The sequence below is a fragment of the Aeromonas dhakensis genome (assembly GCF_002285935.1).
Classification (GTDB): Bacteria; Pseudomonadota; Gammaproteobacteria; order Enterobacterales; family Aeromonadaceae; genus Aeromonas; species Aeromonas dhakensis.
Genome location: NZ_CP023141.1, coordinates 1,182,362 through 1,206,870, shown reverse-complemented (window position 1 = coordinate 1,206,870; position 24,509 = coordinate 1,182,362). Strand labels below are relative to the sequence as shown.

Sequence of the window (24,509 nt, the reverse complement as noted above, 5' to 3'; positions counted from 1 at the left end):
CGATCTGCCTCTGGCTGGCGGGAAGATGCTTCTTCCCCGGCGCGGTAACCCGCAAGTTACCCTTGTTTCCCTTCGCAGGTCTTAACCTGATCAGGTTCCACGGATCCCGAATTAACGGTCTCAGCTTAGCGTCGTTCGACGGTCAGCACTCCGACAAGATGGCGCCAGTATAAGTGGGGAAATGGAAAGCACAAGCCTTTAACAAGCCCGACCAGTGCAAACGAAAACCGGGCCAGAGGCCCGGTTTCATCACTACAACGCACTGCCGTTATTGATTGGCTGCTGGCGTCACGCTCAGGCTGACGTTGCTGAAGCCAAGCCCGGAGAGCTCTTGCGCATCGAGCGGGATCTCCAGTCGCAGGCCCTGTTCTCCCCTTCTCGCGCTGAGAGCTCGAGGCGCCTTGCCATCCGCCGCGAGGGGCACGGGCGCACCGATTTCGATATTGCCGGCAAACTGGCTCTCGGCGCTGAAATCGCCGGTGATCCCAGCCCGCACCGGGCGCAGCACTCTGGCCAGGTTGTTCTGCATGGTAGACAGGCCGTTCTGCTGGATGGTCCAGTTCCAGTCCCACCACTTCACTTCACCCGGGATGTAACGCTTGTCCCACTGGTAGCGAATGCTGCTCGCCTTGTCCTTGTACGGCCCGATGACGAAGGTGTGGTTCCAGTTCGGGCGATTGTCCGGATGGGTATACCAGGCATTGCCACCCCAACGCAGGAAGCCACTCAGGGTCAGGTCATAACTGACATCGGCCTTGAACTCATAGGGATAGGAGATATCAGCCTTGTAGAGCTCGATCTTCACCGGGATCTTGGAGCGGGCCGGCACCGTCGGCCGCACGGATTGCGACAGGGAGGTGGTGGTAGAACCCCCGTTCTGGGATGCCCATGACTGGTTGGCCGCAATCTCGATGGAGAGTTCGGTTTCCCCTACCAGTGGCCACTTGAACTTGTTCTTGGTGGTCACCTTCTCGCTCAGGCCATAGGTATTGGTCTTGGACCAGTTGGTGGCAGTATCGTAACGCAGAGTGACGTCATACCCGGATTGCGGGGTGTCGCTGTCGTTGATCGCCCAGCCCACCACCGTCTTGACCAGCTGACGGTCAGACTGGGTCACGTCACCATGTTTGAAGCTGTCAGGGTCCAGGTTGTACGCAAAATTGCTGACCTTGATGGACGTCTTCTCGCCACAACGATAACCCTCGCAGCCGCCGTCATTGTTGCCGCGGATCACCCAGCCATCACCATCACGGGTCACATCCATGTCTTCACCGACATATTGGCTGTGATTGCCGCCCACCCAGGCATAGCCGAGATAATGCGCCAGATAGCTGGTTGGTTTGATGAAATTCGCACTGTCGTGTACCAGTCGCCACTGCACATCCACCTCATCACCATCTGGAATATCCAGAGCTGACAAGGTGGGTATTTCTCCGGTAACAGGATTGACCGGGTAACACCAGGTATTGGACGCCGAGCCAGGTTTTATTTCACCATTATAACCCGGTCCCATTATTACCCAGCCGTTGGCCAGACCGCTTATTTGCCACTGGCCCATCATATTGACAATATTACTTTTAACGCTCTGCGCTTCTTCTCGAGTAATAGGGCGATACTTGTCGCCACAGACCTCCTGACCCAGCGAGAACAGGCGCAACTGGTCTGGATAGACGGGCTCTGCCGCGTGAGCCTGGGCCATCAGCAGGCCGGATATGATCAATGACAAGCCAGTTATTTTTAGTTTTTGCATAGCAACCCCAATATATTGAACATTGACATACATTCACCAGCGCTTATATATCAGCAGGTGACATGTGAGTACGACAATATCAGTCATATTGGCTTTAATATGCGATCCAGACCACGTTTTGATGCATGTATAACATTAATAAAATAATTAACTGAAGGTTTTTATATTAACAAAAATAATATCAGAGCATTCACTTTATTATTTCATTCATCACTTAATCATATTTTAGAATATAGATAAAAAGATATCTCTAATTTAGCAAAATATATATTAAGTAGCGGGATAACATGGCTCTTATTCTGGTTCATCTTCCGGATTGGCTATCAGGATCTCGGTCAGGTGGCCCTGCTGGTTACGACTGAGCACCAGTTTGCGGCCCGGTTGCAGGTCGGCCGGGCTGCCATTCAGCCAGCGAGTATCGTCATCGAAGGACAGCACGCCAAGCCCCTGTAGCCGCAGGGCGCGGCCCGTGACGGCCAGCAGGGAGGCTTCGGCCCGGCGCCACTGGCTGGTCGGCAAGAATCCGGCGATGGCGTCGGCCATGCCAATGCGCTCGGCGACTCCGTCACGGTTGAGGATGGCCAGATGCATGCCGGGTCTGAGTTCATCGTTGCCTGCCACCCCGCTCAGCGCGGCATTGCCGAGCTCGAGTTCGGCCCCCTGAAACTGCAGGCGCAGGCCATCGTTGTGTTCCAGCTCCACCAGCCAGAGCTCGCCATCGGCGGCCAAAGCGCAGAGCGGCAGTGCCAGCAGCAGGAGGGAGGTACGTGTCATAGCAAAAGGCCCATGGTCAAACCGTGCGAGGTTTAACTATGGGCCCGGGGAGTGGTTTTTTCCGCCCGATTCGTCTTGTCGTGCGTCAATCATCCTCGCGGCAGCGGCTCAGGCGCATGCCGTCAAACTTGCACTCCAGCTCCAGCCAGCGTCCTTCGAACGGCGCCAGGCTGTCGTCCGAGGTGACATAACCCCAGATCCGCCCCTGTTCCACCGGCCCTTCCAGATCCATCTCGTCATCCTCCTCCAGCTTCTCGATCTCCCGGATCATCCGCAGCTCGCCCTCGACCACCCCTTCCAGATCGACCCAGGTGCCGCCGAGATCGTCCTCTCTCAGCCCGTCCTTGAAACGGGTCTGTTCGTCGAGCACAAAGGGAATGCCGTTGACCATCAGCTGGCCCAGCTGCCAGGTGGTGCGGCCGGTCAATTTGAACTCCGCCGACTGCGCAGCGCCGAGTGGCAACAAGATCAGCAGCAGGAGAGTGCAGAGAGACTTCTTCATCGGGGATCCTCGGGGTTACACTGCCACACAGGATGCCTCATCCGGTGTGAGATGACCGTGAAATGGCGGTCAAGACCAGGAGATCAAAGCATGAAAATACTGGTGGTGGAAGACAATCCCCAGGTCGCGGAAACCATCATGGATTATCTGGAGCTGGCTGGCCACCGGCTGGACTGCGCCTACCACGGCCAGGCGGCCCTGCAGTTGCTGGCCGAGCAGCGCTTCGACGTCATCATCATGGACGTCATGATGCCGCGCCTCGACGGTCTCAGCACGGTGGCCCGCCTGCGGGAGCAGGGGATCCCGACCCCGGTGCTGTTTCTCACCGCCCGCGACAGCCTGGATGACAAGCTGGCGGGCTTCAAGGCCGGCGGCGACGACTACCTGGTCAAACCGTTCGCCATGGAGGAGCTGGAGGTGCGGTTGCAGGCGCTGGCCCTGCGCGGCCCCCGCAGCGACATGGGGGCCCTGTGCGTGGGCGAGCTGACCCTGGATCCCGCCAGCGGCCGCGCCACCCGGGCTGGGGTCGAGCTCAAGCTCGGCAAGATCCCGTTCCAGATCCTCACCCTGCTGGCCCGCCGGGCCCCCGCGCTGGTCACCCGCCAGGAGGTGCTCGACACCGTCTGGGGCGACGAGGAGCCCGACTCCGACGCCTTGCGCAGCCACATCTATGCCCTGCGCAACGCCCTCGACAAGCCCTTCCCTGCTCCCATGCTGGAAACCCTGCACGGCCAGGGCTATCGACTGGTGACCCCATGACGGGCCGCCAGCGCGGCCTGAACCTGCCCGCAGGGAGGCCATCATGAGCCTGCCCAGCCTGCGCCGTCGCCTGATCCTCACCCTGAGCGGCGCCGGCCTGCTGCTGCTGATCATCATCAGCCTGCTGATGGTGGTGGCGGAGGACAAGATGGAGGAACTCAGCCTGCGTCACTGGCTGGAGGCGGAGGTGACCCGCTACAGCGACGACTGGTTGCGGCTCGGCATGGCGGCCCCCGCCCCCAGCCCGCGCCAGTTCTCCAGCTACTGGACCGAGGCCGGCCGCCTGCCGGTCTGGCTCAAACCCTACCGAAGCCCCGGTTTCTACGAACACGTGCTGGGGGACGAGGACAAGCACTTCCTGGTGCGGCCCCATCCGTCCGGTAAGGGGCTGCTCTATCTGGTGTTCAACGACGACGCCGACGACTACCTGGATCCCTACGAGGATCAGCTGCACCTGGCGACCCGGCTGATCGGGCTGACCCTGCTGCTCGGCTGCATCGGCTTCGGCATCTGGCTGGTGCGCCACATCACCCGGCCGCTGCAGCGGCTGCAACAGCGGGTCGCTCACCTCACCCCGGATCAGGCGGACTTCGTGCCCGACGCCCCCTGGCAGGAGCTCAGGGACATAGAGCTGGCACTGCTGGCCGGTAAGCAGGAGGTGGCCGCGGTATTTGCCCGCGAGCAGGAGTTCAGCCGCTTCGCCAGTCACGAGCTGCGCACCCCCAACATGGTGATCCAGGGCTCGGCCGCCCTGCTCGGCAAGGTGAGCGATCTGCCCGCCCCCGCCGCCCGCGCCACCACCCGCATTCGCGCCGCCGCCGACGAGATGGCGCTGCTCACCGAGACCTTTCTACTGCTGGGCCGCAAGGAAGAGGTGGAGCGCCCGCCCCAACAGGTGGCACCGCTCATACGCCAGGAGCTGGCCCGTCTCGCCCCGCTGCTGCAGCGGGAGGAGCTGGATATCCGGCTGCAGCTGGACGATGAGAGCGAGGCGCTGGCCCCCCTCTCTCTGCTCGCCATTGCGCTCGGCAACCTGCTGAAGAATGCCCTTAGCTACGCCGAGGGGCACATCGACATCGAGCTGGTCGGCCCCCTGCTCACCATCAGCAACCCCACTGCCGCCGCGCCGGATCAGATCCTCGGCTACGGTTGCGGCCTCACCATCATCCAGCGCATCTGCGAGAAGCTGGGCTGGCAGATAGAGACCCGGCTGGAAGAGGGCATCTTCAGCGCCAGGCTGGTGATGATCACCAACGACCCCGCGAAAGATAAGGCATAGCGCTCCTTCCTCATCCCCGACCCTTCTTCCCGTCAATTCAGAGTGCCCTAAGGGCTAGGATGAGGGCGCTGTGGTACCCGCCAGATAACAACAGGGCGCCCAAAGGCGCCCTGTTTGCAATGCGTTGGCGGCAAGCCCGGCGTCACTCCGCCGGCTTGTGCTTGCGACTCGCCTTGAGCTCGAGAAACTCGATGATCTTGCCGGCCACGTCCTTGCCGGAGGCAGCCTCCACCCCTTGCAGACCAGGGGAGGAGTTGACCTCCAGCACCAGCGGGCCGCGGGCACTGCGCAGGATATCCACCCCGGCCACGTCCAGCCCCATGATCTTGGCGGCCTGCACCGCGGTGGCCCGCTCTTCCGGGCTTATCTTGATCGCCTCGGCGGTGCCGCCCCGATGCAGGTTGGAGCGAAACTCCCCCGGCTGGGCCTGGCGACGCATGGCGGCCACCACCTTGCCGTTGACCACCAGACAGCGGATGTCGGCGCCGTTGGCCTCGCGGATGTACTCCTGCACCAGGATGTTGTTGTTGGTCTGTATGAAGGCCTCGATCACGCTCTCGGCAGCCTTCTGGGTCTCGCACAGCACCACGCCGATCCCCTGGGTTCCCTCCAGCAGCTTCACCACCAGGGGCGCACCGCCCACCATGGTAATGAGGTCGGGCACGTCGTGGGTGCTGTGGGCATAGCCGGTCACCGGCAGGCCGATGCCGTGGCGGGAGAGCAGTTGCATGGCCCGCAGCTTGTCGCGGGAGCGGGAGATGGCCACCGAGCTGTTGAGCGCCATGGTGTTCATCATCTCGAACTGACGCAGCACGGCGGTGCCGTAGAAGGTGATGCTGGCCCCGATGCGCGGGATCACCGCATCATAGCTCTCCAGCTCCCGTCCTTCGTAATGGATGGAGGGGTTGTGGGAGGCGATGTTCATGTAACAGCGCAGGGTGTCGAGCACCTCGACCTGATGACCGCGCGCCTGCGCCACCTCGACCAGACGGCGGGTGGAGTAGTTTTTCGGCTCACGGGATAAAATGGCGATCTTCATGACAATTCCGCTAGGAGGCAGTGCCTGGGCAGGATGGGGCGGGAGAGTATAAAGTGCCACAGCGCCAAGACAACGCCAATTGTTTCTCCTGACAACAAGACAAACCACACAGAAACGTGCGCTGCCATCCTGCTGTCACCCGCTTGTCAAACGACGGCACCAGACTGGTCTGTCTCCCGGGTCTGGATGCCGCCTCCTTCAGCGAGGATCAATCGGGCCGACCCCTCAGTGCAGGTTCGGCCCCAGCCAGCGTTCGGCCTCTGCCAGGGTCATCCCTTTGCGTACGGCGTAGTCCTCCACCTGATCCCGCTGGATCTGGGCCACCGCGAAGTACTTGCTGTCGGGGTGGGAGAAGTACCAGCCGGACACCGCCGCTCCCGGCCACATGGCGTAGGACTCGGTGAGCTGCATGCCGATGGCCTGTTCCACGTCCAGCAGCTCCCAGATGCTCCCCTTCTCGGTGTGCTCCGGGCAGGCCGGGTAGCCGGGGGCCGGGCGGATGCCCTGGTAATTCTCGCGGATCAGCTCCTCGTTGGAGAGCGCCTCGTCCGGGGCATAGCCCCAGTGCACTTTGCGCACCTGCTCGTGCAGGTACTCGGCAAAGGCCTCTGCCAGACGGTCGCACACCGCCTGAATGAGGATGGCGTTGTAGTCGTCGTGATCCGCCTTGTAGGCCTTGGCGATGGCTTCTTCACCGATGCCGCCGGTCACCGCAAAGGCGCCGATCCAGTCGGGCTTGCCGCTCTCCTTCGGCGCCACATAGTCCGCCAGACAGTAGTTGGGAAAGCCCTGCTTCTCGCTCTGCTGGCGCAGGTGGTGCAGCACTTTTTTCACTTCAGTGCGCGACTCGTCGGTGTAGACCTCGATGCTGTCCCCCACGGCGTTGGCGGGGAACAGGCCGACGATGCCGGCGCAGCGCACGCTCTGATCCTTTTCCAGCTGATCCAGCATGGCGTTGGCGTCGGCAAAGAGGCGCGTCGCTTCCTCACCCACCACTTCATCTTCCAGGATGCGGGGGAACTTGCCCGCCAGCTCCCAGCTGAGGAAAAACGGCGTCCAGTCGATGTAGGGGCGTAGCACCGAGATGGGCACATTCTCGAACTTCTGTACGCCGAGCTCCCGGGGCGCCGGTGGCTCATACCCCACCCAGTCCAGCTGATGGCGGTTGGCGCGGGCCTCCGCCAGCGTGATGGGGCGCGAGCGCGGCTGCTTGCGGGCGTGCTGCTCGCGGGCGATCTCGTACTCCTTGTCGATGCGGGCGACAAACGCCTCCTTGAGATCCGCACTTAATAGGCTCTGGGCCACCCCCACTGCGCGGGAGGCGTTGGAGACATAGACCACGGGCTCGGAGTAGTTCTGCTCTATCTTCACCGCGGTGTGCGCCTTGGAGGTGGTGGCACCGCCGATCAAGAGCGGCAGCTTGAAGCCCTGGCGCTCCATCTCTTTGGCCACGTGCACCATCTCGTCCAGCGACGGGGTGATGAGGCCCGACAGGCCTATAATGTCAGCCCCCACCTCCCGCGCCGTCTTGAGGATGGTCTCGCAAGGCACCATGACCCCAAGGTCGATGATCTCGAAGTTGTTGCACTGCAGCACCACGCCGACGATGTTTTTGCCGATGTCGTGCACGTCGCCCTTGACGGTGGCCAACACGATTTTGCCGTTGCTGGAGCCGCCCGATTTTTCAGCCTCGATATAGGGCTGCAGATAGGCCACCGCCCGCTTCATCACCCGGGCTGACTTCACCACCTGGGGCAGGAACATCTTGCCGGCGCCGAACAGATCGCCCACCACATTCATGCCGTCCATCAGCGGCCCCTCGATGACGTGCAGCGGCCGCTCGGCCCCGGCGCGCGCCTCTTCGGTGTCCTCCTCTATAAAGTCGGTGATGCCCTTGACCAGAGCGTGTTCGAGCCGCTTGCCCACCGGCCAGCTGCGCCACTCCTGCTCCCGCGGATCCTCGGCCTGGGCGCCGGCACCGCGGTACTTCTCGGCGATGGCCAGCAGCTCCTCGGTGGCGTTGTCATTGAGGTTGAGCACCACCGCCTCGACCTTCTCTTTGAGCTCGGCCGGGATGTCTTCATAGATGGCGAGCTGGCCGGCGTTGACGATCCCCATGTCCATCCCGTTCTTGATGGCGTGGTAGAGGAAGACGGCGTGGATCGCCTCGCGCACCGGCTCGTTGCCCCTAAACGAGAAGGAGACATTGGAGACGCCGCCGGAGATCATGGCGTGGGGCAGGTTATCCTTGATGTCCTTCACCGCATCGATGAAGTCCACCGCGTAGTTGTTGTGCTCGTCGATGCCGGTCGCCACCGCGAAGATGTTGGGGTCGAAGATGATGTCTTCCGGCGGGAAGCCCACCTGATCCACCAGGATGCGGTAGGCGCGCTGACAGATTTCGAACTTGCGGGCGCGGGTATCCGCCTGCCCCACCTCGTCGAACGCCATCACGATGACGGCGGCGCCGTAGCGGCGCAGCAGTTTCGCCTGCTCGATGAACTTGTCCACCCCCTCCTTCATGGAGATGGAGTTGACCACCGGCTTGCCCTGCACGCACTTGAGACCGGCCTCCAGCACTTCCCACTTGGAGGAGTCGATCATCACCGGCACCCGGGCGATATCCGGCTCGCCGGCGATGAGGTTCAAGAAGCGCACCATGGCCGCCTCGGCGTCCAGCATCCCCTCGTCCATGTTGATGTCGATGATCTGGGCGCCGTTTTCCACCTGCTGCTTGGCGACGTCCAGGGCCTCGTCGTAGAGCCCCTCCTTGATGAGCCGCTTGAACTTGGCCGAGCCGGTGACGTTGGTGCGCTCACCCACGTTCACGAACATGGAGTCCGCCGTGATGATGAGGGGCTCCAGGCCCGACAGGCGGCAGGCTACCGGCAGATCCGGCAAGGCGCGCGGCTTGATGCCCGCCACGGCGTCTGCCATGGCGCGGATGTGGGCCGGGGTGGTGCCACAGCAGCCGCCCACTAGGTTGAGAAAGCCGCTTTGGGCCCACTCGCGGATATGCTCCGCCATCTCGACGGCATCGAGGTCGTACTCGCCGAAGGCGTTCGGCAGACCGGCGTTCGGGTGGGCACTCACGAAGGTTTCGCTGATGCGAGACAGCTCCTCCACATACTGGCGCAGCTCGTCGGGCCCCAGCGCGCAGTTGAGACCGAAGGAGACGGGTCTGACGTGGCGCAGCGAATGGTAGAAGGCCTCGGTAGTCTGGCCCGAGAGAGTGCGGCCGGAGGCGTCCGTGATGGTGCCGGAGATCATCACCGGCAGGCTATAGCCCAGCTCCTCGAACACCAGGTCCACCGCGAAGGCGGCCGCCTTGGCGTTGAGGGTATCGAAGATGGTCTCGATCAGGATGATGTCGGCACCGCCCTCAATGAGGGCATGGGTCGATTCGGTGTAGGCGGCCACCAGCTGGTCATAGGTGACGTTGCGCTTGCCGGGGTCGTTCACGTCCGGCGAGATGGAGGCGGTGCGGTTGGTGGGCCCCAAGACGCCTGCCACGAAGCGCGGCTTGTGGGGCTCTTTCGCCGTCCACTCATCCGCCACGGCGCGGGCCAGCCGGGCCGCCTCGCGGTTGATCTCGGCCGAGAGATCTTCCATCTCGTAGTCGGCCATGGCGATGCGGGTGGCGTTGAAGGTGTTGGTCTCGAGGATGTCGGCGCCGGCGGCACAGTACTGATCGTGGATCTCGTGAATGACAGAGGGGCGACTCAGCACCAGCAGATCGTTGTTGCCCTTGATGTCGGTATGCCAGTCGGCAAACCGCTCCCCCCGGTAGTCCGCCTCACCGAGCTTGTAGCCCTGGATCATGGTGCCCATGGCCCCGTCGATGATCAGGATCCGCTCCTTGAGGCAGGCTTCCAGCTTGTTTGTCACATCCGACTTTTTGTTCGACACCGCTCGTTCCTCTTACATCCATGCAACTGCGTAAACAGCATCCTAACAGCAAACAAATCAAATGGAAATCTAGCCGTCTATCTGTCTATATTGGCGCTCTATATACTCACAAATGGGTAATGAGTAACATGTGACCCAAGAGTACCCTATGCCCGTCCTCAATAGGGATACGTGCTTGCTGTTTACTAAAGAGAAAAATAACTATGAGCGTCTACTACACACTCTGCTTCCTGGCAGCGTTGGCGATCTTTATCGCCTTTGCCAATCAGTATGTTGTGAAGATCCAGACCACCATCGCCATCACTGCGGGCTCCATGCTGATCTCCGCACTGATGGTGCTGTTCGGTAAGCTGGGCTGGTTCAATCTGGAACCCCTGGCCGTCAAGACCATGGAAAGCATCGACTTCCAGAATTTCCTGCTGAAGGGGATCCTGGGCTTCCTGCTGTTCGCCGGTGGTCTCGGGATCAACCTGAAAGCCCTGCGCAGCCAGAAGTGGGAAATCACCATTCTGGCCATATTGGCGACCCTGCTCTCCACCTTCCTCATCGGCTATGGCTTCTGGTTCATCGCCAAGCTGCTGGGTTGGGACGTGCCGCTGGTCTACTGCATGTTGTTCGGTGCCCTGATCTCCCCCACCGACCCCATCGCCGTGCTGGCCATCGTCAAGAAGATGAAGGCACCACCCCAGATCGCCATCCAGATCGAGGGGGAGTCGCTGTTCAACGACGGTGTCGGTCTGGTGATCTTCGCCACCGTGTTTGCCGTGGCGTTTGGCGGCGTCGAGCCCACCTTCGGCAGCGTGGCCGGCCTGTTCCTGCATGAGGCCCTCGGCGGCATCCTGTTCGGTGCCGTGCTGGGTCTCATCGCCCACGTGATGATCAGCGCCACCGATGACGGCTCGCTGGAGCTGCTGCTGACCCTCTGCATCCCGACCGCCGGTTTCGCCTTCGCCAACATGATCGGCGTCTCCGGCGCTCTGGCCATGGTGGTGACCGGCATCATGATCGGCAACTGGACCCGTCACAGCGGCTTCTCCGAGCAGAGCAGCCATCACCTGGATCACTTCTGGGAGTTGATGGACCAGTTCCTCAACGCCCTGCTGTTCCTGCTGATCGGTCTGGCGCTGGTGCTGCTGGATCTGGCCTGGCAAGACTGGATCCTGCTGGTCATCGCGGTGCCGCTCTGCCTGGCCGCCCGCTTTATCAGCGTGTCGCTGCCCTATGTGGCCTTCCGCAAGTTCCGCAGCTACAACAAGTTCTCGGTGCGGATCCTCACCTGGGGCGGTCTGCGCGGCGGTCTGGCCATGGCCATGGCGCTGGCACTGCCGTCCGGCGTCATGATGCTGCCGGAGCACGGCGTCGATCTGCGCCAGGTGATCCTGGTGATGACCTACTCGGTGGTGATGTTCTCCATCGTGGTACAGGGCATGACCATCACCCCCATGATCACCGCAGCCAAGAAGGCCTGCGGCGACTACTGAGCCATTGGCTGATGGTCACCTGATGATGAAAAAGGGGCTCCTTCGGGAGCCCTTTTTGTGGTCGCCAGACGGCCGTGAAAGAAAAACTGCAAATAACTGTTTGCTTTTTACCCATGTCGAGGAGAGAATGCGCGCCGGCTAGTTAATCAGCCCTGTTTATGTTTGCCCTGCAATGCTTCACCTCACGATGAATCCTGTCAGTACCCGCATAACCTTCTTCTGATTTACTCGCCCTGAGAACCGTTCAGGCTGTCTGCCTGCGTTGCCCGGCTCTCACGGTGCAGACCCGATCTGCCCACTCCCAAGTAGCATCATGCATCCGCGTGGTCCTTGGCGTATTCCTTGAAAGTGCAGACGCCCCTGAACCGGGCTGGGTATTCCTGCGCGCCCGTCAGCCTACGGCTGGCCGCGCCCATCGACCTGACATTTGCCAATACAAGGAGCAAAAACTTAATTTATATAGAGAAATACCATGATGAAAAGCGTACAAACTCGCAAACCCCTGCGTCGCAGCAAGCCCATCAACCTGCCCGTGCAAGAGCACGACTATGATGCGTTTCTGATCCAGTTCAGCACCCGTTTCAGCGGCGGCTTCGCCGTCTCCTGTGACGGCATTGCCGGCGAGTTCTCCATCGAAGAGCTCAACTGATCCTGCCTGCCCACCGGCAGCGCCCGATGCAGACAGGCCGCAACTCACGGCGGCCTCTTTGCCTCATTCCCCCGGCCCTGCTGATATCCTGCCAGCCATGCCGCAGCCCCTCAGATCGGGCAAGCCTCTACCCCTTCAGCCTCCAGCAACAGACACTCATCCGCATCCTCGGCCAGTTTGACCAACCGGCTTTGCACCAGCCCCAGCTTGGCCAGCAGCGCTACCGAACGCGCGTTGCCCGGGGTGACGATGGCGACCACTCGCTCGATGCCGAGCCGCTCCCGACCATCCTGCAGCGCCGCCTGTGCCGCTTCGATGCCATAACCCTGACCGCGCCAGGCGGGCAGGAAGGCGTAGCCGATGTCTTCACAAGGCAGGGTATCGCGCTTGATCAGGCCGCAGATGCCGAGCTTGGCTCCGTCGCTGCGCCTTGCCACCAGATAGAGACCGTGACCATGACGGGCATAGCTGACCGCCGGCCCCTGCTGGATGTAGTTTTCGGCATCCTGCAGGGTGCGGATGCCCCGATCGCCGATGTAGCGATGAAAGTCGGGATCGTTGAGCAGTTCGAGAATGAAGGGGGCATCGGCAACCGTCAGTTCGCGCAGTTCCAGGCGCTCGGAGAGGATCATGACAAGGGCTCGCTTAGAAGAGACAGGCCCCAAGACTGCCCCCGCAACCGCTCATTGGCAAGGCCGTCACCATGAAAAAGGGCCGCGGTGCGGCCCTGGTCGATGAAATGGGTGGCGTCAGGCCGCCAGCAAGCCGGCATAACCGTTGCCCTGCTCGCGCAGCGCCACGAACACGGCGGCGCAATCGGGCCAGGCGAGGCCGAGCCGCTCGGCCACCTGGGTTGGCCACTCGGGCGGCGCCGCTTCCCCCACATCCGACTGCGCCGCCAGTGCGATGGCCAGATGGATGATCGCAGCCTCGGCAGAGAACTCCTTGGCCAGCAAGGGGTTGTAGTGATACTCCACCGCATGACAGATGCTCAGGGGGAATTGCCAGCGCCTGGCCATCTCGGCCCCGGTCTGGGCATAGTTGAAGCCGACCACCAGCTCCTCGGCCTTGGCGCGCCCCTTGCTGGGCTCCAGATCCTTGATGTGGTTCACCATGTTCTCCGGCAGCCCCACGTGCATGATGAGCCGCCCCATGTCGTAGAGCAGGGCGCAGGTGAACACCTCCTCCCCCTTCATGCCCTTGAGCTTGGCCAGCCGCCTGGCCAGTTCGGCCACGTCGAACACCTTGCCCCAGAAATGCTTGAGCTCGATGCCGGGCACGGCACCGATGGAGCCGGTCAGGCCGCAGGCGAACACCATGTTGCGCACCACGTCGACCCCGAGCCGCACCACGGCCTCGTTGACGGTGGCGACCTGGCGACTGCCACCAAACTTGGCGGAGTTGGCCAGCCGCAGCAGCTTGGCGGAGATCACCGGATCCTTGTTGATCTTCTTGGCAATCAACAGGATATCCGGTTCTTTCTCATTGAAGGTCTGCACCAGTTCGCGCATGACTTCGGGCACGTTGGGCAGGTTCTGGGGCTTGGATAACAGCGAGTCTATGGTGGGCATATTGGTATCCGTCCATGCGATTTCATGATGGTTGTCGTTTGCAGACCGCAAACCCACATTAATTATGAGTAACAAAAACAGCCCATACAGAAATGTTTTTATCGAAATATTTCAATGTGTTAATGGCTATATCGCTATACTGGCATCCCTTATGACATGACGAGGCACAGCACATGAGCGAACCCACCGAGTTCTTCGACGAGCAAACCCTGCTGGAGATGGTCGACAACCAGCTCAGCGACGGCCACCCGCTGCAGGTTAAGGCGACCCTGATGCGGCTGGTGATGAAGGGCACCCCACGCGAGGAGGCGCTGCAATATATCGCCTGCGCCCTGGGGGCCGAGCTGATGGCGATGGAAGCGGATCAGGGCCCCTTCAACCTCGAGCGCTACGGTCAGTTTCTGGACTCCCTGCCCGAGATGCCCTGGGCCGAATAAACCTTCTTGCCCGCCGGCGGCAACCCGGTCGCCGGCCTGCTCCCGTTAGGCAAGCCGTCCCGCCAGCCATTATCATTACTGCCACCGGACAGCAGGGGAGCAAGCATATGCGCTGGCAAGATCGCCGCGAGAGCAACAATGTGGAAGACAGGCGCCAGCAGGGGGGCGGTGGCGGGATCCCCATCGGCGGCAAGGGGCGTCTGATCCTGCTGGTGGTGGTCATGGTGGCCGGCTATTACGGGGTGGATCTCTCCCCCCTGCTCAGCGAGCCGACCGCCCAGAGCCAGCCCCAGCGTCAGGAGATGTCTCAGCCGGCCAAGGATCCCCTCGCCAGGTTCACCTCGGTGATGCTTGCCTCCACCGAGGATTCCTGGGGCGAAATCTTCCAGCAGAGCGGCAACCGCTATCAAGCCCCCAAACTGGTGCTCTATCGCGGCGCAACCCGTACCGGCTGTGGCCAGGGTCAGTCGGTGATGGGGCCCTTCTACTGCCCGGCGGATCGCACCGTCTACATCGATCTCTCCTTCTATCAGGAGATGCGCGACAAGCTGGGAGCCGACGGCGACTTCGCCCAGGGCTACGTGGTGGCGCACGAGGTGGGCCACCACGTGCAGAACCTGCTCGGCATCGAGCGCAAGATGCGTGAGCAGCAGCAGGGGCTGAGCCGGGCCGAGCAGAACAAGCTGTCGGTCAAACTCGAGTTGCAGGCTGACTGTTTTGCCGGTGTCTGGGGCCACTACATGGAGCGGGAACAGGCGCTGGAAACCGGTGATCTGGAGGAGGCGCTCAACGCCGCCCAGGCCATCGGCGACGATCGTCTGCAGCAGCAGAGCCAGGGCCGGGTGATCCCGGACAGCTTCACCCACGGCAGCTCGGCCCAGCGCTACGCCTGGTTCAAGCGCGGCTTTGACAGCGGCAAGCCCGCCAGCTGCAACACCTTCGCCACCCGCTAGACGCCCAAAAAAGGGGCCGGCTCCTGACAGGATCCGGCCCCTTTTCTCATGCAGGGATGAACATCAGTACTGGGAGTTGACGATCACCTCCTCCCCCAACGCGCCAGCCAGCGGCAGCGGCCGGTAGGTGGAGTTTGCCGCGCGCAGCAGCCGGATGCCGCGAATGCCGATCTCCTGCGCGGCCTTGATGTCGCCATCGGCATCGCCGTAGAAGACCTTCATCTGCTTCTCCTTGAGCCACTGCACCTTGGTGTTCTGGCCCGGCTGGTCACCGGCGAAGATCACCGGGTTGAGTCGATCGGCGGGGATCCCCATGGTCTGCTGCAGGGTCTGGCTGACGGTCTCGGTCTTGGTGGCCGAACGGCCGGTAACGAAATAGATGTGATCGCCGCGCTGGAGGTGCATGGCGATGAGCGCCTTGCCCACCTCTTTCGGCACGCTGAAGGCGTCCCAACCGTTGTTCATCTTCTCCCAGAAGGCGGGGTTCTTCAGGTAGCTCTCGTCGTTGGGCGAGAACTCCTGCTTGCCGCGATAGAACCCCGGGCTGGAAAAGAGCAGGGTGTCGTCGATGTCAAAACCGACCGCCATCGGCGGCAACCCATCCAGGCTCCTGGCAATCTGCGCCACCGACACCCAGTGAATGGGCGCCTGCTGGGACAGGGTCACCGCAGTGACACCGGCAGGGCTGACCGGGGCTTCGACGGCCACGGCAGGCAGGGTCAGGCTGGCGGCAATCAGGGAGGCAAGCAGGGCAAAACGGGGAGATAAGGACATGATACGGCTCGTGACATGAAGGAAACAGGGGGCCGATCCTGCCCCATGCCGGCACAGGAAACCGTGAAACCCGCCACAAAACAGGGCCAGGTGGCACGCATCACCACCGCAAGCCCCCATCTTGGCGCAATCGCCAAACAGGATGGCGTAGACGCCAAGGTCGGAGCAGACCACAGGCCCCATACTGGCCGCTCCCATCCACTCAGGAGCCCATCATGGATTACAAGCAACGGCTGCAAGCCTGCCTCAACCGGGTCATCTGCGACCCCGATTTCACCCCGGCCGAACTCGATCACTGGTTCTGCCCGGACTATGTCCAGCTGGTGGATGACCAGCGGCTGGATCGCGCCGCCTTCGAGCAACACCTGCTGGCGCTGCGCCAGAGCCTGGCCCGCTGCGAGATCCGTTTTGTCTCGCTGCTGGCAGAGGGAAACCGGGTGCACTCCCTGCATCGGGTGCGGGCCTGGCGTCACGACGGCGCACGGATCGAGTGCAAGGTGAGCGCCCTGTTCACCTTTCAGGGCGAGCGCCTGAGCCACACCGATGAACTGACCTGCCTGCTGGCGGGGGAGCCGGCCGACCGGGATCTCGGCTCCCGCCTCACGGCCCCGCCGGTTCCCGCAAGCAGCGATTGAAAGCGTGAGAAAAGGCGCTGAAATCCCCGTACCCCAGTTCAAGGGCTATCCGCGACAGCGGCTGGCCCTGTTGCTGCAACTGGCGGGCTCGCCCCATCACCACCTGTTGCCGCCATTGTCGAAAGCTGCAGCCCAGTTGCTGACTGAACAGCCGGTTGAGGGTGCGCACCGAGGCCCCTGAACCGGCAGCCAGCTCCGCCAGCCCGTATTCGATGGAAGGGCGCCTGCAGACCTGCTCCAGCACCCGCAGCAGCCGCACATCCAGCCCCGCGCTCAGCATGAATCCGGTCGCCGCCGGCGTATGTCTCAGCTCGGCTGCCAGTACCGTCAGATAGGCATCCCTGAGGCCCGGCTCCGCCATGTCTGCCAGCCGATCGAACAGGCCGACCAACAGCGGGCTCACCTGGCGGGTCGTCAACTCGCCCCCTCCATCCAGGTCATCCAGATAGACCAGACTGAGTTGGGAGTGGCGCAGCACCCTGAACTCATGGGCAAGTCCGGCCGGGATCAGACAGAGCTGACCCGCCACCAGCAGCACGCCTGTCCCCTCACTGCTGATCACGCCGCCGCCCCGATGCAGGTAGCAAAACTGCGGGCCGTCGTGACAGTGAAGGGACGTGAGCGCGCCCTGGGGGTAGTCGCGATACAGGAGGTTCATGACGAAGCCCCCAGGCCCAGGGCCCGCCCGCAGACAGGTTCTTTCGGCACTTCTTGTCCCACGCTCTCGCCCCGGTGGGCTATAACTGCTGTACGCTTTCTAGTGACATTCAAGTCAATTGCGCCTTATTGGAGATGCCATGGACGTGCACACCGCCGTTGCCCACCCGAACACAGCGACTCCCTCTTCACCCCAGGCCAGGCTCGATGCCATCGACCAGCTGATGGCCAGACTCGAACTCTCTCCTGACGGGCAGATCCTGGACGCCAACCCGCGTTTTCTCGCCATCATGGGCTATCAGCTAAGCGAGCTCAAGGGCCAGCATTACGCCATGCTGTTGCCGCACGACGTGCTCGACTCGCCTGCTCATGCCGCCCACTGGGAGGCATTGAAGGCGGGCAGGGAGCAGGAGGGAGAGTTTCACCGGCTGGATCGGCACGGCCGGGACATCTGGCTGCGGGGCAGTTGCAGCCCCCTGCTGGACGAGCAGGGCGCGCTGAGCCGGATCATCGAATACAGCATGGATCTGACCGAGCAGAAACAGCTCAACGCCAACTTCGAGGGGCAGCTCAACGCCCTGAGCCGGGTCATGGGCAAGGTGGAGTTCTCGCTGGATGGCACCATTCTCGATGCCAACCCGCGCTTTCTCGAGATCGTGGGTTATCAGCTGGATGAGCTGAAAGGCAAACACCACAGGCTGCTTGTCGACCCTGATTATGCCCAGTCGGCCGATTATGGCGCCTTCTGGGAGACCCTGCGCCGCGGCGAATACCTGGCGGGAGAGTTCTGCCGGATCGGCAAGCAGGGGCAGGAGGTCTGGATCCAGGGATCCTACAACCCGGTGCTGGATCTGACCGGCAAACCCAGCAAGATCGTCAAGTTTGCCACCGACATCACGGCTCAGGTGGAGCAGCATCACCAGCTCAAGCGCGCCATGGAGGAGGCCGAAGAGGCCGCCAGGGTGCGCGAGGAGCTGCACAAGTCGCTGCAGGAGATGTCGACCCCGGTGACCCCCATCTGGGACGGGATCCTGCTGCTGCCGCTGGTGGGGATCATCGACTCCATGCGCACCGCCGACGTGATGAACAAGTCGCTGACCAAGATTGCCGAGACCCGGGCCCGGGTCTTCGTGCTGGACATCGCCGGGGTCGCCACCGTGGACACCGGGGTCGCCAATCAGCTGATCAAGATCACCAAGGCGACCCAGTTCATGGGGTGCGAGGCCATCATTTCCGGCGTCTCGCCAGCCATCGCCCGTACCATGGTGGAGCTGGGCGTATCGGTCGGTGACATCCGAACCACGGCGACCCTGCGGGATGCGTTCGAGATCGCCCTCAAGCGGGTCGGATCCACCCTCTAGGAGCGCCGATCATGTTGCTCAACAACGATCTGGGCATCGCCGACGTGGCTGGCTGCATCGTCGTCAGCATGCGGCCAGACCTCGGTGACGAAGGCATGCAGCAACTGATGCAGGCACTCTCCCTGCGGCTGGTGCAGGGGCGCCAGCACGCGGTGCTGCTCGACTTCTCCGGGGTCATGCTGCTCGATCACCACGAGTTTCGGCAGGTTCGCAAACTGGCCGAGGTGTGCCGCCTGCTGGGAGCCGTCTGCCTGCTGGTGGGGCTGAATGCGGGGATCGCCGCCTTCCTGGCGCTGGCCGACGTCGAGCCGGGACCGCTGCGCTGCTTTCTCGACATGGACGACGCCTTCGCCCATGCCCGAACCCTCAAGGGCGAGGAGTAGGCACCATGGAGCAGGAGCTGAGCACCCAGCAGGCCCGCTACCCATTGCGTCACGACATCGATCTGCACCTGACGGTGATGGCGGTGCGTCGCCTCCCCTTCATCGCCGACCTCTCCGAGGTGGATCGCACCATGCTCTCCACCGTGGTCTCCGAGCTTGGCAGCAACATCCTGAAGTATGCCGAACGGGGGGAGATCACCCTTACCCTCCACCATCCCAGAGGACGCCCCTGCATCGACATCATCGCCCGCGATCAGGGCCCCGGCATCCCCGACATACATCAAGCCATGCAGGAGCACTACAGCACCTCGGGTACCCTGGGGCTGGGGCTGCCCGGCGTGCGGCGCATGATGTCTGAACTCACCATCAGCACCCCGCCGGAGGGAGGTACCCTGGTGCAGGCCCGCAAGTGGCTGGGTGCGGCCCCCGTGGAGCCAAGGCCGGTTTCTCCCCTCTCGTGCACTGGGCATCTGCACGCCGGCCTTGGCCTGGCATGGGCCAGCGAGAACCGTCCCTGCTACCCGGAGCGGGTCTCCGGCGATCTGGCCTTCATCCGGCCGGGGCCCGAGGGGGTGTCGCTGGTCCTGATCGACGTGAGCGGTCACGGCGCCTCTGCCAACCAGCTGGTACAGATATTGGAAGCGACGTTGCAGCAGACCCGTGAACAGGAACCCGCCCGTCTGCTGCAACTGCTGCACCAGCGCTGCATCGGTACCCGGGGAGCCGCCGCCGGCGTGGCGCTGGTCAACGGCGAGCGGGGTGAGCTGAGCTATGCCGGCATCGGCAATACCCGCATCTGTCTGCGCGGTCACGCCCCCTGGCGCGGCATCTCCCGCGACGGGGTGCTGGGGGAGCGTTTCCCCACCCCTCTGCTGCAGCGCCAGCCCCTCGTCGCCGGAGACGTGGTGATGCTCTACTCGGACGGCATCAGCGAATCCCTCAACCTGCGCGACGGCGCACTGGATCTTGCCGCCGAGCCCGCCACGCTGGCCCACCAGGTCATCGCCCACAGCGGCCGCAGCACCGACGATGCCAGCTGCATCGTGTTGCGCGTGCTGCCGGCAGAGGAGAAGTAGATGCGGCAACTGATCGGTGAAACCCTGTTGTCCGGCCCTGCGGCGGCCCTCACCGCCCGGCGCAAAGTGATCCAGGTGCTCACCTGCCTCGACAAATCGCCGACCTTCGTGGCCCCGCTGGCGGGGGCAACCTCAGAGCTGGTGCGCCAGCTGATGGCGACCTCGGATCCACTGCAACTGCAGCTGTGGCTGGAACCAGAGGCGCAGGAGCTGTGGCTCACCCTCACAGCCGATGTCCCGCTCTCCCCCGCCCCTGCCGACATGCATCCGGGCAACATCCGGCTGGAGGTGCACGCCGACAATCTCCTCGCCCTGGTCTGCCGGTTGCCGCACTGGCCAGATGCCGGGCGGCAACAACAGATGCAGCAGCAGTTCGCCGAACCGACCCGGGAAGAGCTGTTTGCGGTAATGCAGGCCAAGAACCAGGAGCTGGAACAGGCCTATGAACTGGCGGAGAGCGCGACCCGGGCAAAAAGCGAATTTCTCGCCAACATGAGCCACGAGATCCGCACCCCCATGAACGCCATCCTCGGCATGTCCCACCTCGCCCTGCAGACCCGGCTCGATCCGCAGCAGCTCGACTATGTCAGCAAGATCCAGCGCGCCGCGCAGCACCTGCTCGGCATCATCAACGACATCCTGGATTTCTCGAAGATCGAGGCGGGCAAGCTGGATCTGGAACGGATCGAGTTCGATCTCGACCACGTGCTGGAAAACCTTGCCACCCTGGTGGGTGAAAAGGCGGAAGCCAAGGGCATAGAGCTGTTGTTCGAGGTCGACCACCAGCTCGACACCCTGCTCTATGGCGATCCCCTGCGTCTCGGCCAGATCCTCATCAACTACGCCAACAACGCGGTCAAGTTCACCGAGCAGGGAGAGATCCTGGTCAAGGTCCGCTGTCTGGAGAAGCTGCCGCAGGAGGTACTGCTGCACTGCTCGGTGCAGGATACCGGGATCGGCATGAGCCAGGATCAGCAGCAGCGGCTGTTCCAGTCCTTCCAGCAGGCGGATAGCTCCACCACCCGCAAGTACGGCGGCACCGGGCTTGGCCTTGCCATTTGCCGCAAGCTGGCGGGCCTGATGGGGGGCGAGGTGGGCGTGCAGAGCGAGCCGGGCCAGGGCAGCACCTTCTGGTTTACCGCCAGGCTCGGCCGCGGCAGGCGCAGATCCCGCTATCTGCCGAGCCTGGATCTGCGCGGCCGCCGCATGCTGGTGGCCGACGACAGCGCCAGTGCCCGTACCATACTGGCCGCCCTGCTGCGCGGCATGAGCTTTGTGGTGGACACTGCGGAGTCCGGCCAACAGGCCCTGCAGATGATCGCGGATGCCGAGCAGCAGGGAACCCCCTATGAGGTGGTGCTGCTGGACTGGCGCATGCCGGGGCTGGATGGCATCGAGACCGGGCGTCGTCTCATCGCCCGAGGTGCGGGCCGGCGCCCCTATCGGGTCATGGTGACCGGCTACGGGCGCGAGGAGATCTTTCGCGAGGCCGATGCTGCCGGTTTTGATCGGGTACTGGTCAAGCCGGTCTGCGCCTCCGTGCTGTTCGATACCGTCATCGGCCTGTTCGGGCAACAGGCAGCGACCCTCTCCTTCAAGCATCAGGCGACCCATCACTATCGCTTCGACGGCCTGCAGATCCTGCTGGCGGAAGACAATGAGCTCAATCAACAGGTGGCGTTGGAACTGCTGCAGGCGGTCGGCGCCAAAGTAAGCGTGGCCAGCAATGGTGCCATCGCCCTGGATATGGCGACCAAGGCCCTCTACGACCTGATCCTGATGGACATGCAAATGCCGGTGATGGATGGGCTGGCCGCCACCCGGCAACTGCGCCAGCAAGAGGGAACCGGGCAACACATTCCGATCCTGGCGATGACCGCCAACGTCATGGCCGGCGATCGCGAGCGCTGCCTCGCCGCCGGCATGGACGATCACATCGCCAAGCCTATCGATCCCGACAAGCTCTATGACGCCCTGCAACGCTGGGCAACCTCCTTCAGCCGCGAGGTCGGGGCCAGATTCAAAACGTCGCAACCGCCCCCGGCATCGTCGTTGCTGCCACAGCTGTGCGAGCTCGGGCTCAATGCCGAGCGGGCCTTGCAGCGGCTGATGAACAACTGGGGCTGGTATCAGGATCTGCTGCTGCGCTTCGCCCAGCAGGGTACGCAACCCATAGCAAGCCTGCTGACCGCTTTGCAGGCAGACGAACGGGAAGAGGCACACCGGCATGCCCATACCCTCAAGGGAATAGCGGCCACCCTGGGCGCCGAATCATTGCAGGAGATCGCGGCCACACTGGAAAACGCCATCACCCGGGGCGACGAGGCTGCCGCTCTGCTGCCACTGGCCGAACAGGGGCTGCAACTGCAAGCACAACTGGCGCAGGGGCTGCTGCAGTTGCTGCCAGACGAAGTACCCGAGCAGCCAGAACAGGAGAAGATCGATACCGCTCCCCTGCTGAACCGACTCACCGGGCTGCTGCTGGAGGATGATGCCGAAGCCTTCACCCTGTTTCAGCGCCATCAGGCCCGGCTCGCCCCCCTGCTGGGGGAGAGGGCGCCAGCCATCGGTGAGGCCATGAGCCATTTTCGTTTCGACGATGCACTGGCTCATCTGCAACAAGTCCGGGCCCTCAGACCCGATCTGTTCAACCAAGAGTGAGGGCACCATCATGCTCAACTTGCTGGATCCAGATACCAAACCCACCCTGCTGGTGGTCGACGACACGCCGGAGAACCTCTCCCTGCTCAGCGCCCTGCTCAGCCCCCACTATCGGGTCAAGATAGCCATCAGCGGCCAGCGGGCGCTGGAGATCCTCTCGACCGGCCCCCGGGTGGACTTGATCCTGCTCGACGTGGTGATGCCCCAGATGGATGGCTACCAGGTGATGCAGGCGCTACAGGAGATGCCGCAGGCGCGGGAGATCCCGGTGATCTTCCTGACCGCCCAGGTGGAGGAGAGCGCGGAGGCGCACGGCCTGGCACTCGGGGCCGTCGACTACATCCACAAGCCGATCTCCCCCGCCATCGTGCTGGCCAGGGTCAGAAACCACCTGGAGCTGAAAACGGCGCGGGATCTGCTGCACGATCAGAACGCCTATCTGGAGCAGGAGGTGGAGCGGCGCACCCGGGAGAACGAGCTGATCCAGAACATCACCATCCACTCCCTCGCCTCGCTGGCCGAAACCCGCGACAACGAGACCGGCAACCACATATTGCGCACCCAGCACTATGTGCGGCTGCTGGCGGAGACCCTCTGCGATCACCCCCGCTTCCATGCCGAACTGACCCCCAAGACCATAGATCTGCTGTTCAAGTCGGCCCCCCTGCACGACATCGGCAAGGTCGGCGTACCGGACCGCATCCTGCTCAAACCCGGCAAGCTGGATGAAGCGGAGTTTGCCCAGATGAAACACCACTCCATCCTCGGCAAGGAGGCCATCGTCCACGCCGAGGAGGCGCTCGGGGTGGAGGTGGAGTTCCTGCGGCTGGCCAAGGAGATCGCCTGCTACCACCACGAGAAGTGGGACGGCACCGGTTATCCCTACGGTCTGATCGGCGACGAGATTCCCCTCTCGGCCCGGCTGATGGCGCTGGCCGACGTGTACGACGCCCTCATCAGCAAGCGCTGCTACAAGGCCGCCATGTCCCACCAGGAGGTGGTGCCCATCATACTCGCCGGGCGGGGCAACCACTTCGACCCCGACATCACGGACGCCTTTGCCTCCATCCACCAGCAGTTCCACGAGATCGCCCTGCGCTACAACGACGACAAGGGCGAACGGGAGCCTAACCGCGACTAGGCGGTGGCGGGCAGCAGATCGGTGAAGACGAAGCCGTCCCGCTCCACCGTCTCGCCGATCCGGATGGCCAGCGGTTGGCGGAACATGGGGCCATCCCAGGCCAGGGTATGAAACTCGCCGTTCTCGCCGCACGGGTCCACCCCGGCGGGCAGCGCCGCCAGCAAGGCCGCATCAAACTCATGCCCGCCGAGGGTGGCAGGCAGCTTGCGCGGATCCAGGGTGCTGATCCTGGCCCTGAGCCCTGCCGCCATCATCTGTTGCGCCAGCTCGTCTGTCTTGCTGCCCCACAGCGGAAACAACGGCGTGATCCCCGTCCCCGCCAGCTGCCGCTCCCGATAGGCGCGCACGTCCTCGAGAAAGAGATCGCCAAACGCCATGTGGCGGATCCCCTGCGCCACCACGTCGGCGATGAAGTCGGTCATGATGCGGGCGTAATCTTCGTTGCTGCAGGGCCAGGGCAGGTCGATGGTGGTCAGCGGCAATCCCACGCATTCGGCCTGCGCCAGCAGCAACTGCTTGCGCACCCCGTGCATGGCCACCCGCTCGAACGCCTGGTTGAGGGTGGTGAACAGCCCCACCACCTCGATGGCAGGATCCTGCCGCAGTGTGTGCAGCGCCCAGGCGCTGTCCTTGCCGCTGCTCCAGGAGAGCAGCACCTTGGTCTTCGTCATGATATCTCCAGCAATCCGGTGGCCGGGCACTGGCGGCCAGCCGGCAC

The 24,509-nt window shown here is 63.0% G+C and carries 22 protein-coding genes and 1 riboswitch; of the genes, 12 read left to right on the top strand and 10 right to left on the bottom strand.

Translation table 11 applies throughout. The features are described from left to right. Positions 1-49: 49 nt before the first annotated feature. A riboswitch (TPP riboswitch) is annotated at positions 50-163 on the bottom strand. A 105-nt stretch (positions 164-268) separates the two neighbouring features. The 3 genes from aerA to CK627_RS22820 form a co-directional block, all read right to left on the bottom strand. Beyond that, complete coding sequence (gene aerA, locus CK627_RS05980) at positions 269-1,750, bottom strand: beta-barrel pore-forming toxin aerolysin (protein WP_017787365.1); 1,482 nt, start codon at positions 1,748-1,750, stop codon at positions 269-271. A gap of 294 nt (positions 1,751-2,044) precedes the next feature. Next, positions 2,045-2,524 (bottom strand): hypothetical protein, encoded by a 480-nt coding sequence (locus tag CK627_RS05975; RefSeq protein ID WP_095591883.1) that lies wholly within the window; start codon positions 2,522-2,524, stop codon positions 2,045-2,047. An 85-nt stretch (positions 2,525-2,609) separates the two neighbouring features. Next, complete coding sequence (locus tag CK627_RS22820) at positions 2,610-3,026, bottom strand: hypothetical protein (RefSeq protein WP_167385285.1); 417 nt, start codon at positions 3,024-3,026, stop codon at positions 2,610-2,612. Positions 3,027-3,116: 90 nt separating this feature from the next. Between CK627_RS22820 and CK627_RS22815 the strand changes: the two genes are divergently transcribed. Then, entirely contained in the window at positions 3,117-3,785 is a 669-nt protein-coding gene (locus CK627_RS22815) for a response regulator transcription factor (RefSeq protein ID WP_010635346.1), read from the top strand. Between the two features lie 43 nt (positions 3,786-3,828). Beyond that, on the top strand, positions 3,829-5,064 hold the full coding sequence (locus CK627_RS05965) for a sensor histidine kinase (protein ID WP_095591882.1): 1,236 nt from the start codon (positions 3,829-3,831) through the stop codon (positions 5,062-5,064). Positions 5,065-5,206: 142 nt separating this feature from the next. Here CK627_RS05965 and rimK read toward each other — a convergent pair whose 3' ends face one another. Next, complete coding sequence (gene rimK / locus CK627_RS05960) at positions 5,207-6,103, bottom strand: 30S ribosomal protein S6--L-glutamate ligase (RefSeq protein ID WP_005308166.1); 897 nt, start codon at positions 6,101-6,103, stop codon at positions 5,207-5,209. Between the two features lie 225 nt (positions 6,104-6,328). After that, entirely contained in the window at positions 6,329-10,012 is a 3,684-nt protein-coding gene (gene metH, locus CK627_RS05955) for a methionine synthase (RefSeq protein WP_095591881.1), read from the bottom strand. Positions 10,013-10,215: 203 nt separating this feature from the next. Between metH and CK627_RS05950 the strand changes: the two genes are divergently transcribed. Together CK627_RS05950 and CK627_RS05945 are read left to right on the top strand one after the other, a co-directional pair. Continuing rightward, a complete protein-coding gene (locus tag CK627_RS05950; protein ID WP_005308162.1) occupies positions 10,216-11,493 on the top strand; it encodes a cation:proton antiporter in 1,278 nt (425 codons plus the stop codon). Between the two features lie 472 nt (positions 11,494-11,965). Then, positions 11,966-12,142, top strand: coding sequence for a hypothetical protein (locus CK627_RS05945; protein WP_005308161.1), 177 nt, complete (start codon positions 11,966-11,968; stop codon positions 12,140-12,142). Positions 12,143-12,252: 110 nt separating this feature from the next. Here CK627_RS05945 and CK627_RS05940 read toward each other — a convergent pair whose 3' ends face one another. Both CK627_RS05940 and CK627_RS05935 read right to left on the bottom strand, forming a co-directional pair. Further along, positions 12,253-12,774 carry a GNAT family N-acetyltransferase gene (locus tag CK627_RS05940; protein ID WP_095591880.1) on the bottom strand — a complete coding sequence of 174 codons (522 nt, stop codon included), beginning with the start codon at positions 12,772-12,774 and terminating at the stop codon, positions 12,253-12,255. Positions 12,775-12,891: 117 nt separating this feature from the next. Next, the gene (locus CK627_RS05935; RefSeq protein WP_005308156.1) at positions 12,892-13,713 is read right to left on the bottom strand and encodes an HDOD domain-containing protein; all 822 of its coding nucleotides are present in this window, start codon (positions 13,711-13,713) and stop codon (positions 12,892-12,894) included. A gap of 173 nt (positions 13,714-13,886) precedes the next feature. Here CK627_RS05935 and CK627_RS05930 point away from each other — a divergent pair, with 173 nt between their 5' ends. Together CK627_RS05930 and ypfJ are read left to right on the top strand one after the other, a co-directional pair. After that, complete coding sequence (locus CK627_RS05930; RefSeq protein WP_005308154.1) at positions 13,887-14,150, top strand: hypothetical protein; 264 nt, start codon at positions 13,887-13,889, stop codon at positions 14,148-14,150. Positions 14,151-14,257: 107 nt separating this feature from the next. Beyond that, positions 14,258-15,103: a KPN_02809 family neutral zinc metallopeptidase gene (gene ypfJ / locus CK627_RS05925; RefSeq protein ID WP_095591879.1), complete on the top strand. Its 846-nt coding sequence runs from the start codon at positions 14,258-14,260 to the stop codon at positions 15,101-15,103. A 63-nt stretch (positions 15,104-15,166) separates the two neighbouring features. Here ypfJ and aphA read toward each other — a convergent pair whose 3' ends face one another. Next, entirely contained in the window at positions 15,167-15,877 is a 711-nt protein-coding gene (gene aphA, locus CK627_RS05920; RefSeq protein ID WP_167385284.1) for an acid phosphatase AphA, read from the bottom strand. A gap of 215 nt (positions 15,878-16,092) precedes the next feature. On the opposite strand from aphA, the gene CK627_RS05915 reads away from it, so the two are divergent. After that, a complete protein-coding gene (locus tag CK627_RS05915) occupies positions 16,093-16,512 on the top strand; it encodes a nuclear transport factor 2-like protein (protein ID WP_095591877.1) in 420 nt (139 codons plus the stop codon). Here the strand turns inward: CK627_RS05915 and CK627_RS05910 are convergent. After that, the gene (locus CK627_RS05910; protein ID WP_095591876.1) at positions 16,478-17,170 is read right to left on the bottom strand and encodes an AraC family transcriptional regulator; all 693 of its coding nucleotides are present in this window, start codon (positions 17,168-17,170) and stop codon (positions 16,478-16,480) included. The genes CK627_RS05915 and CK627_RS05910 overlap by 35 nt on opposite strands. Before the next feature lie 139 nt (positions 17,171-17,309). Between CK627_RS05910 and CK627_RS05905 the strand changes: the two genes are divergently transcribed. The 5 genes from CK627_RS05905 to CK627_RS05885 are packed head-to-tail and all read left to right on the top strand — an operon-like array spanning position 17,310 to position 23,791. Then, entirely contained in the window at positions 17,310-18,530 is a 1,221-nt protein-coding gene (locus CK627_RS05905; protein ID WP_010635353.1) for a PAS domain-containing protein, read from the top strand. An 11-nt stretch (positions 18,531-18,541) separates the two neighbouring features. Continuing rightward, positions 18,542-18,913, top strand: coding sequence for an STAS domain-containing protein (locus CK627_RS05900; protein WP_095591875.1), 372 nt, complete (start codon positions 18,542-18,544; stop codon positions 18,911-18,913). Between the two features lie 5 nt (positions 18,914-18,918). After that, positions 18,919-19,989, top strand: coding sequence for an ATP-binding SpoIIE family protein phosphatase (locus CK627_RS05895; protein WP_095591874.1), 1,071 nt, complete (start codon positions 18,919-18,921; stop codon positions 19,987-19,989). Beyond that, positions 19,990-22,650, top strand: a complete 2,661-nt coding sequence (locus CK627_RS05890) for a response regulator (protein ID WP_095591873.1) — start codon at positions 19,990-19,992, stop codon at positions 22,648-22,650. Next, positions 22,589-23,791, top strand: coding sequence for an HD-GYP domain-containing protein (locus tag CK627_RS05885; RefSeq protein WP_095591872.1), 1,203 nt, complete (start codon positions 22,589-22,591; stop codon positions 23,789-23,791). Before CK627_RS05890 ends, CK627_RS05885 begins: the two co-directional genes overlap by 62 nt. Here the strand turns inward: CK627_RS05885 and CK627_RS05880 are convergent. Next, complete coding sequence (locus tag CK627_RS05880) at positions 23,788-24,462, bottom strand: Dph6-related ATP pyrophosphatase (protein WP_095591871.1); 675 nt, start codon at positions 24,460-24,462, stop codon at positions 23,788-23,790. The two genes, CK627_RS05885 and CK627_RS05880, sit on opposite strands and share 4 nt — an antisense overlap. Positions 24,463-24,509: the final 47 nt, after the last annotated feature.

Bases quoted from the DNA above. Each gene is read 5' to 3' on its own strand.
- CK627_RS05945 (WP_005308161.1), top strand. From the start codon at position 11,966: ATGATGAAAAGCGTACAAACTCGCAAACCCCTGCGTCGCAGCAAGCCC.
- CK627_RS22815 (WP_010635346.1), top strand. From the start codon at position 3,117: ATGAAAATACTGGTGGTGGAAGACAATCCCCAGGTCGCGGAAACCATC.
- ypfJ (WP_095591879.1), top strand. From the start codon at position 14,258: ATGCGCTGGCAAGATCGCCGCGAGAGCAACAATGTGGAAGACAGGCGC.
- CK627_RS05940 (WP_095591880.1), bottom strand. From the start codon at position 12,774: ATGATCCTCTCCGAGCGCCTGGAACTGCGCGAACTGACGGTTGCCGAT.
- aerA (WP_017787365.1), bottom strand. From the start codon at position 1,750: ATGCAAAAACTAAAAATAACTGGCTTGTCATTGATCATATCCGGCCTG.
- CK627_RS05930 (WP_005308154.1), top strand. From the start codon at position 13,887: ATGAGCGAACCCACCGAGTTCTTCGACGAGCAAACCCTGCTGGAGATG.
- CK627_RS05890 (WP_095591873.1), top strand. From the start codon at position 19,990: ATGCGGCAACTGATCGGTGAAACCCTGTTGTCCGGCCCTGCGGCGGCC.
- rimK (WP_005308166.1), bottom strand. From the start codon at position 6,103: ATGAAGATCGCCATTTTATCCCGTGAGCCGAAAAACTACTCCACCCGC.
- CK627_RS05965 (WP_095591882.1), top strand. From the start codon at position 3,829: ATGAGCCTGCCCAGCCTGCGCCGTCGCCTGATCCTCACCCTGAGCGGC.
- CK627_RS05950 (WP_005308162.1), top strand. From the start codon at position 10,216: ATGAGCGTCTACTACACACTCTGCTTCCTGGCAGCGTTGGCGATCTTT.
- CK627_RS05895 (WP_095591874.1), top strand. From the start codon at position 18,919: ATGGAGCAGGAGCTGAGCACCCAGCAGGCCCGCTACCCATTGCGTCAC.
- CK627_RS05880 (WP_095591871.1), bottom strand. From the start codon at position 24,462: ATGACGAAGACCAAGGTGCTGCTCTCCTGGAGCAGCGGCAAGGACAGC.
- CK627_RS05900 (WP_095591875.1), top strand. From the start codon at position 18,542: ATGTTGCTCAACAACGATCTGGGCATCGCCGACGTGGCTGGCTGCATC.
- CK627_RS05885 (WP_095591872.1), top strand. From the start codon at position 22,589: ATGCACTGGCTCATCTGCAACAAGTCCGGGCCCTCAGACCCGATCTGT.
- CK627_RS05915 (WP_095591877.1), top strand. From the start codon at position 16,093: ATGGATTACAAGCAACGGCTGCAAGCCTGCCTCAACCGGGTCATCTGC.
- CK627_RS05975 (WP_095591883.1), bottom strand. From the start codon at position 2,524: ATGACACGTACCTCCCTCCTGCTGCTGGCACTGCCGCTCTGCGCTTTG.
- CK627_RS05905 (WP_010635353.1), top strand. From the start codon at position 17,310: ATGGACGTGCACACCGCCGTTGCCCACCCGAACACAGCGACTCCCTCT.
- CK627_RS05910 (WP_095591876.1), bottom strand. From the start codon at position 17,170: ATGAACCTCCTGTATCGCGACTACCCCCAGGGCGCGCTCACGTCCCTT.
- aphA (WP_167385284.1), bottom strand. From the start codon at position 15,877: ATGTCCTTATCTCCCCGTTTTGCCCTGCTTGCCTCCCTGATTGCCGCC.
- CK627_RS22820 (WP_167385285.1), bottom strand. From the start codon at position 3,026: ATGAAGAAGTCTCTCTGCACTCTCCTGCTGCTGATCTTGTTGCCACTC.
- CK627_RS05935 (WP_005308156.1), bottom strand. From the start codon at position 13,713: ATGCCCACCATAGACTCGCTGTTATCCAAGCCCCAGAACCTGCCCAAC.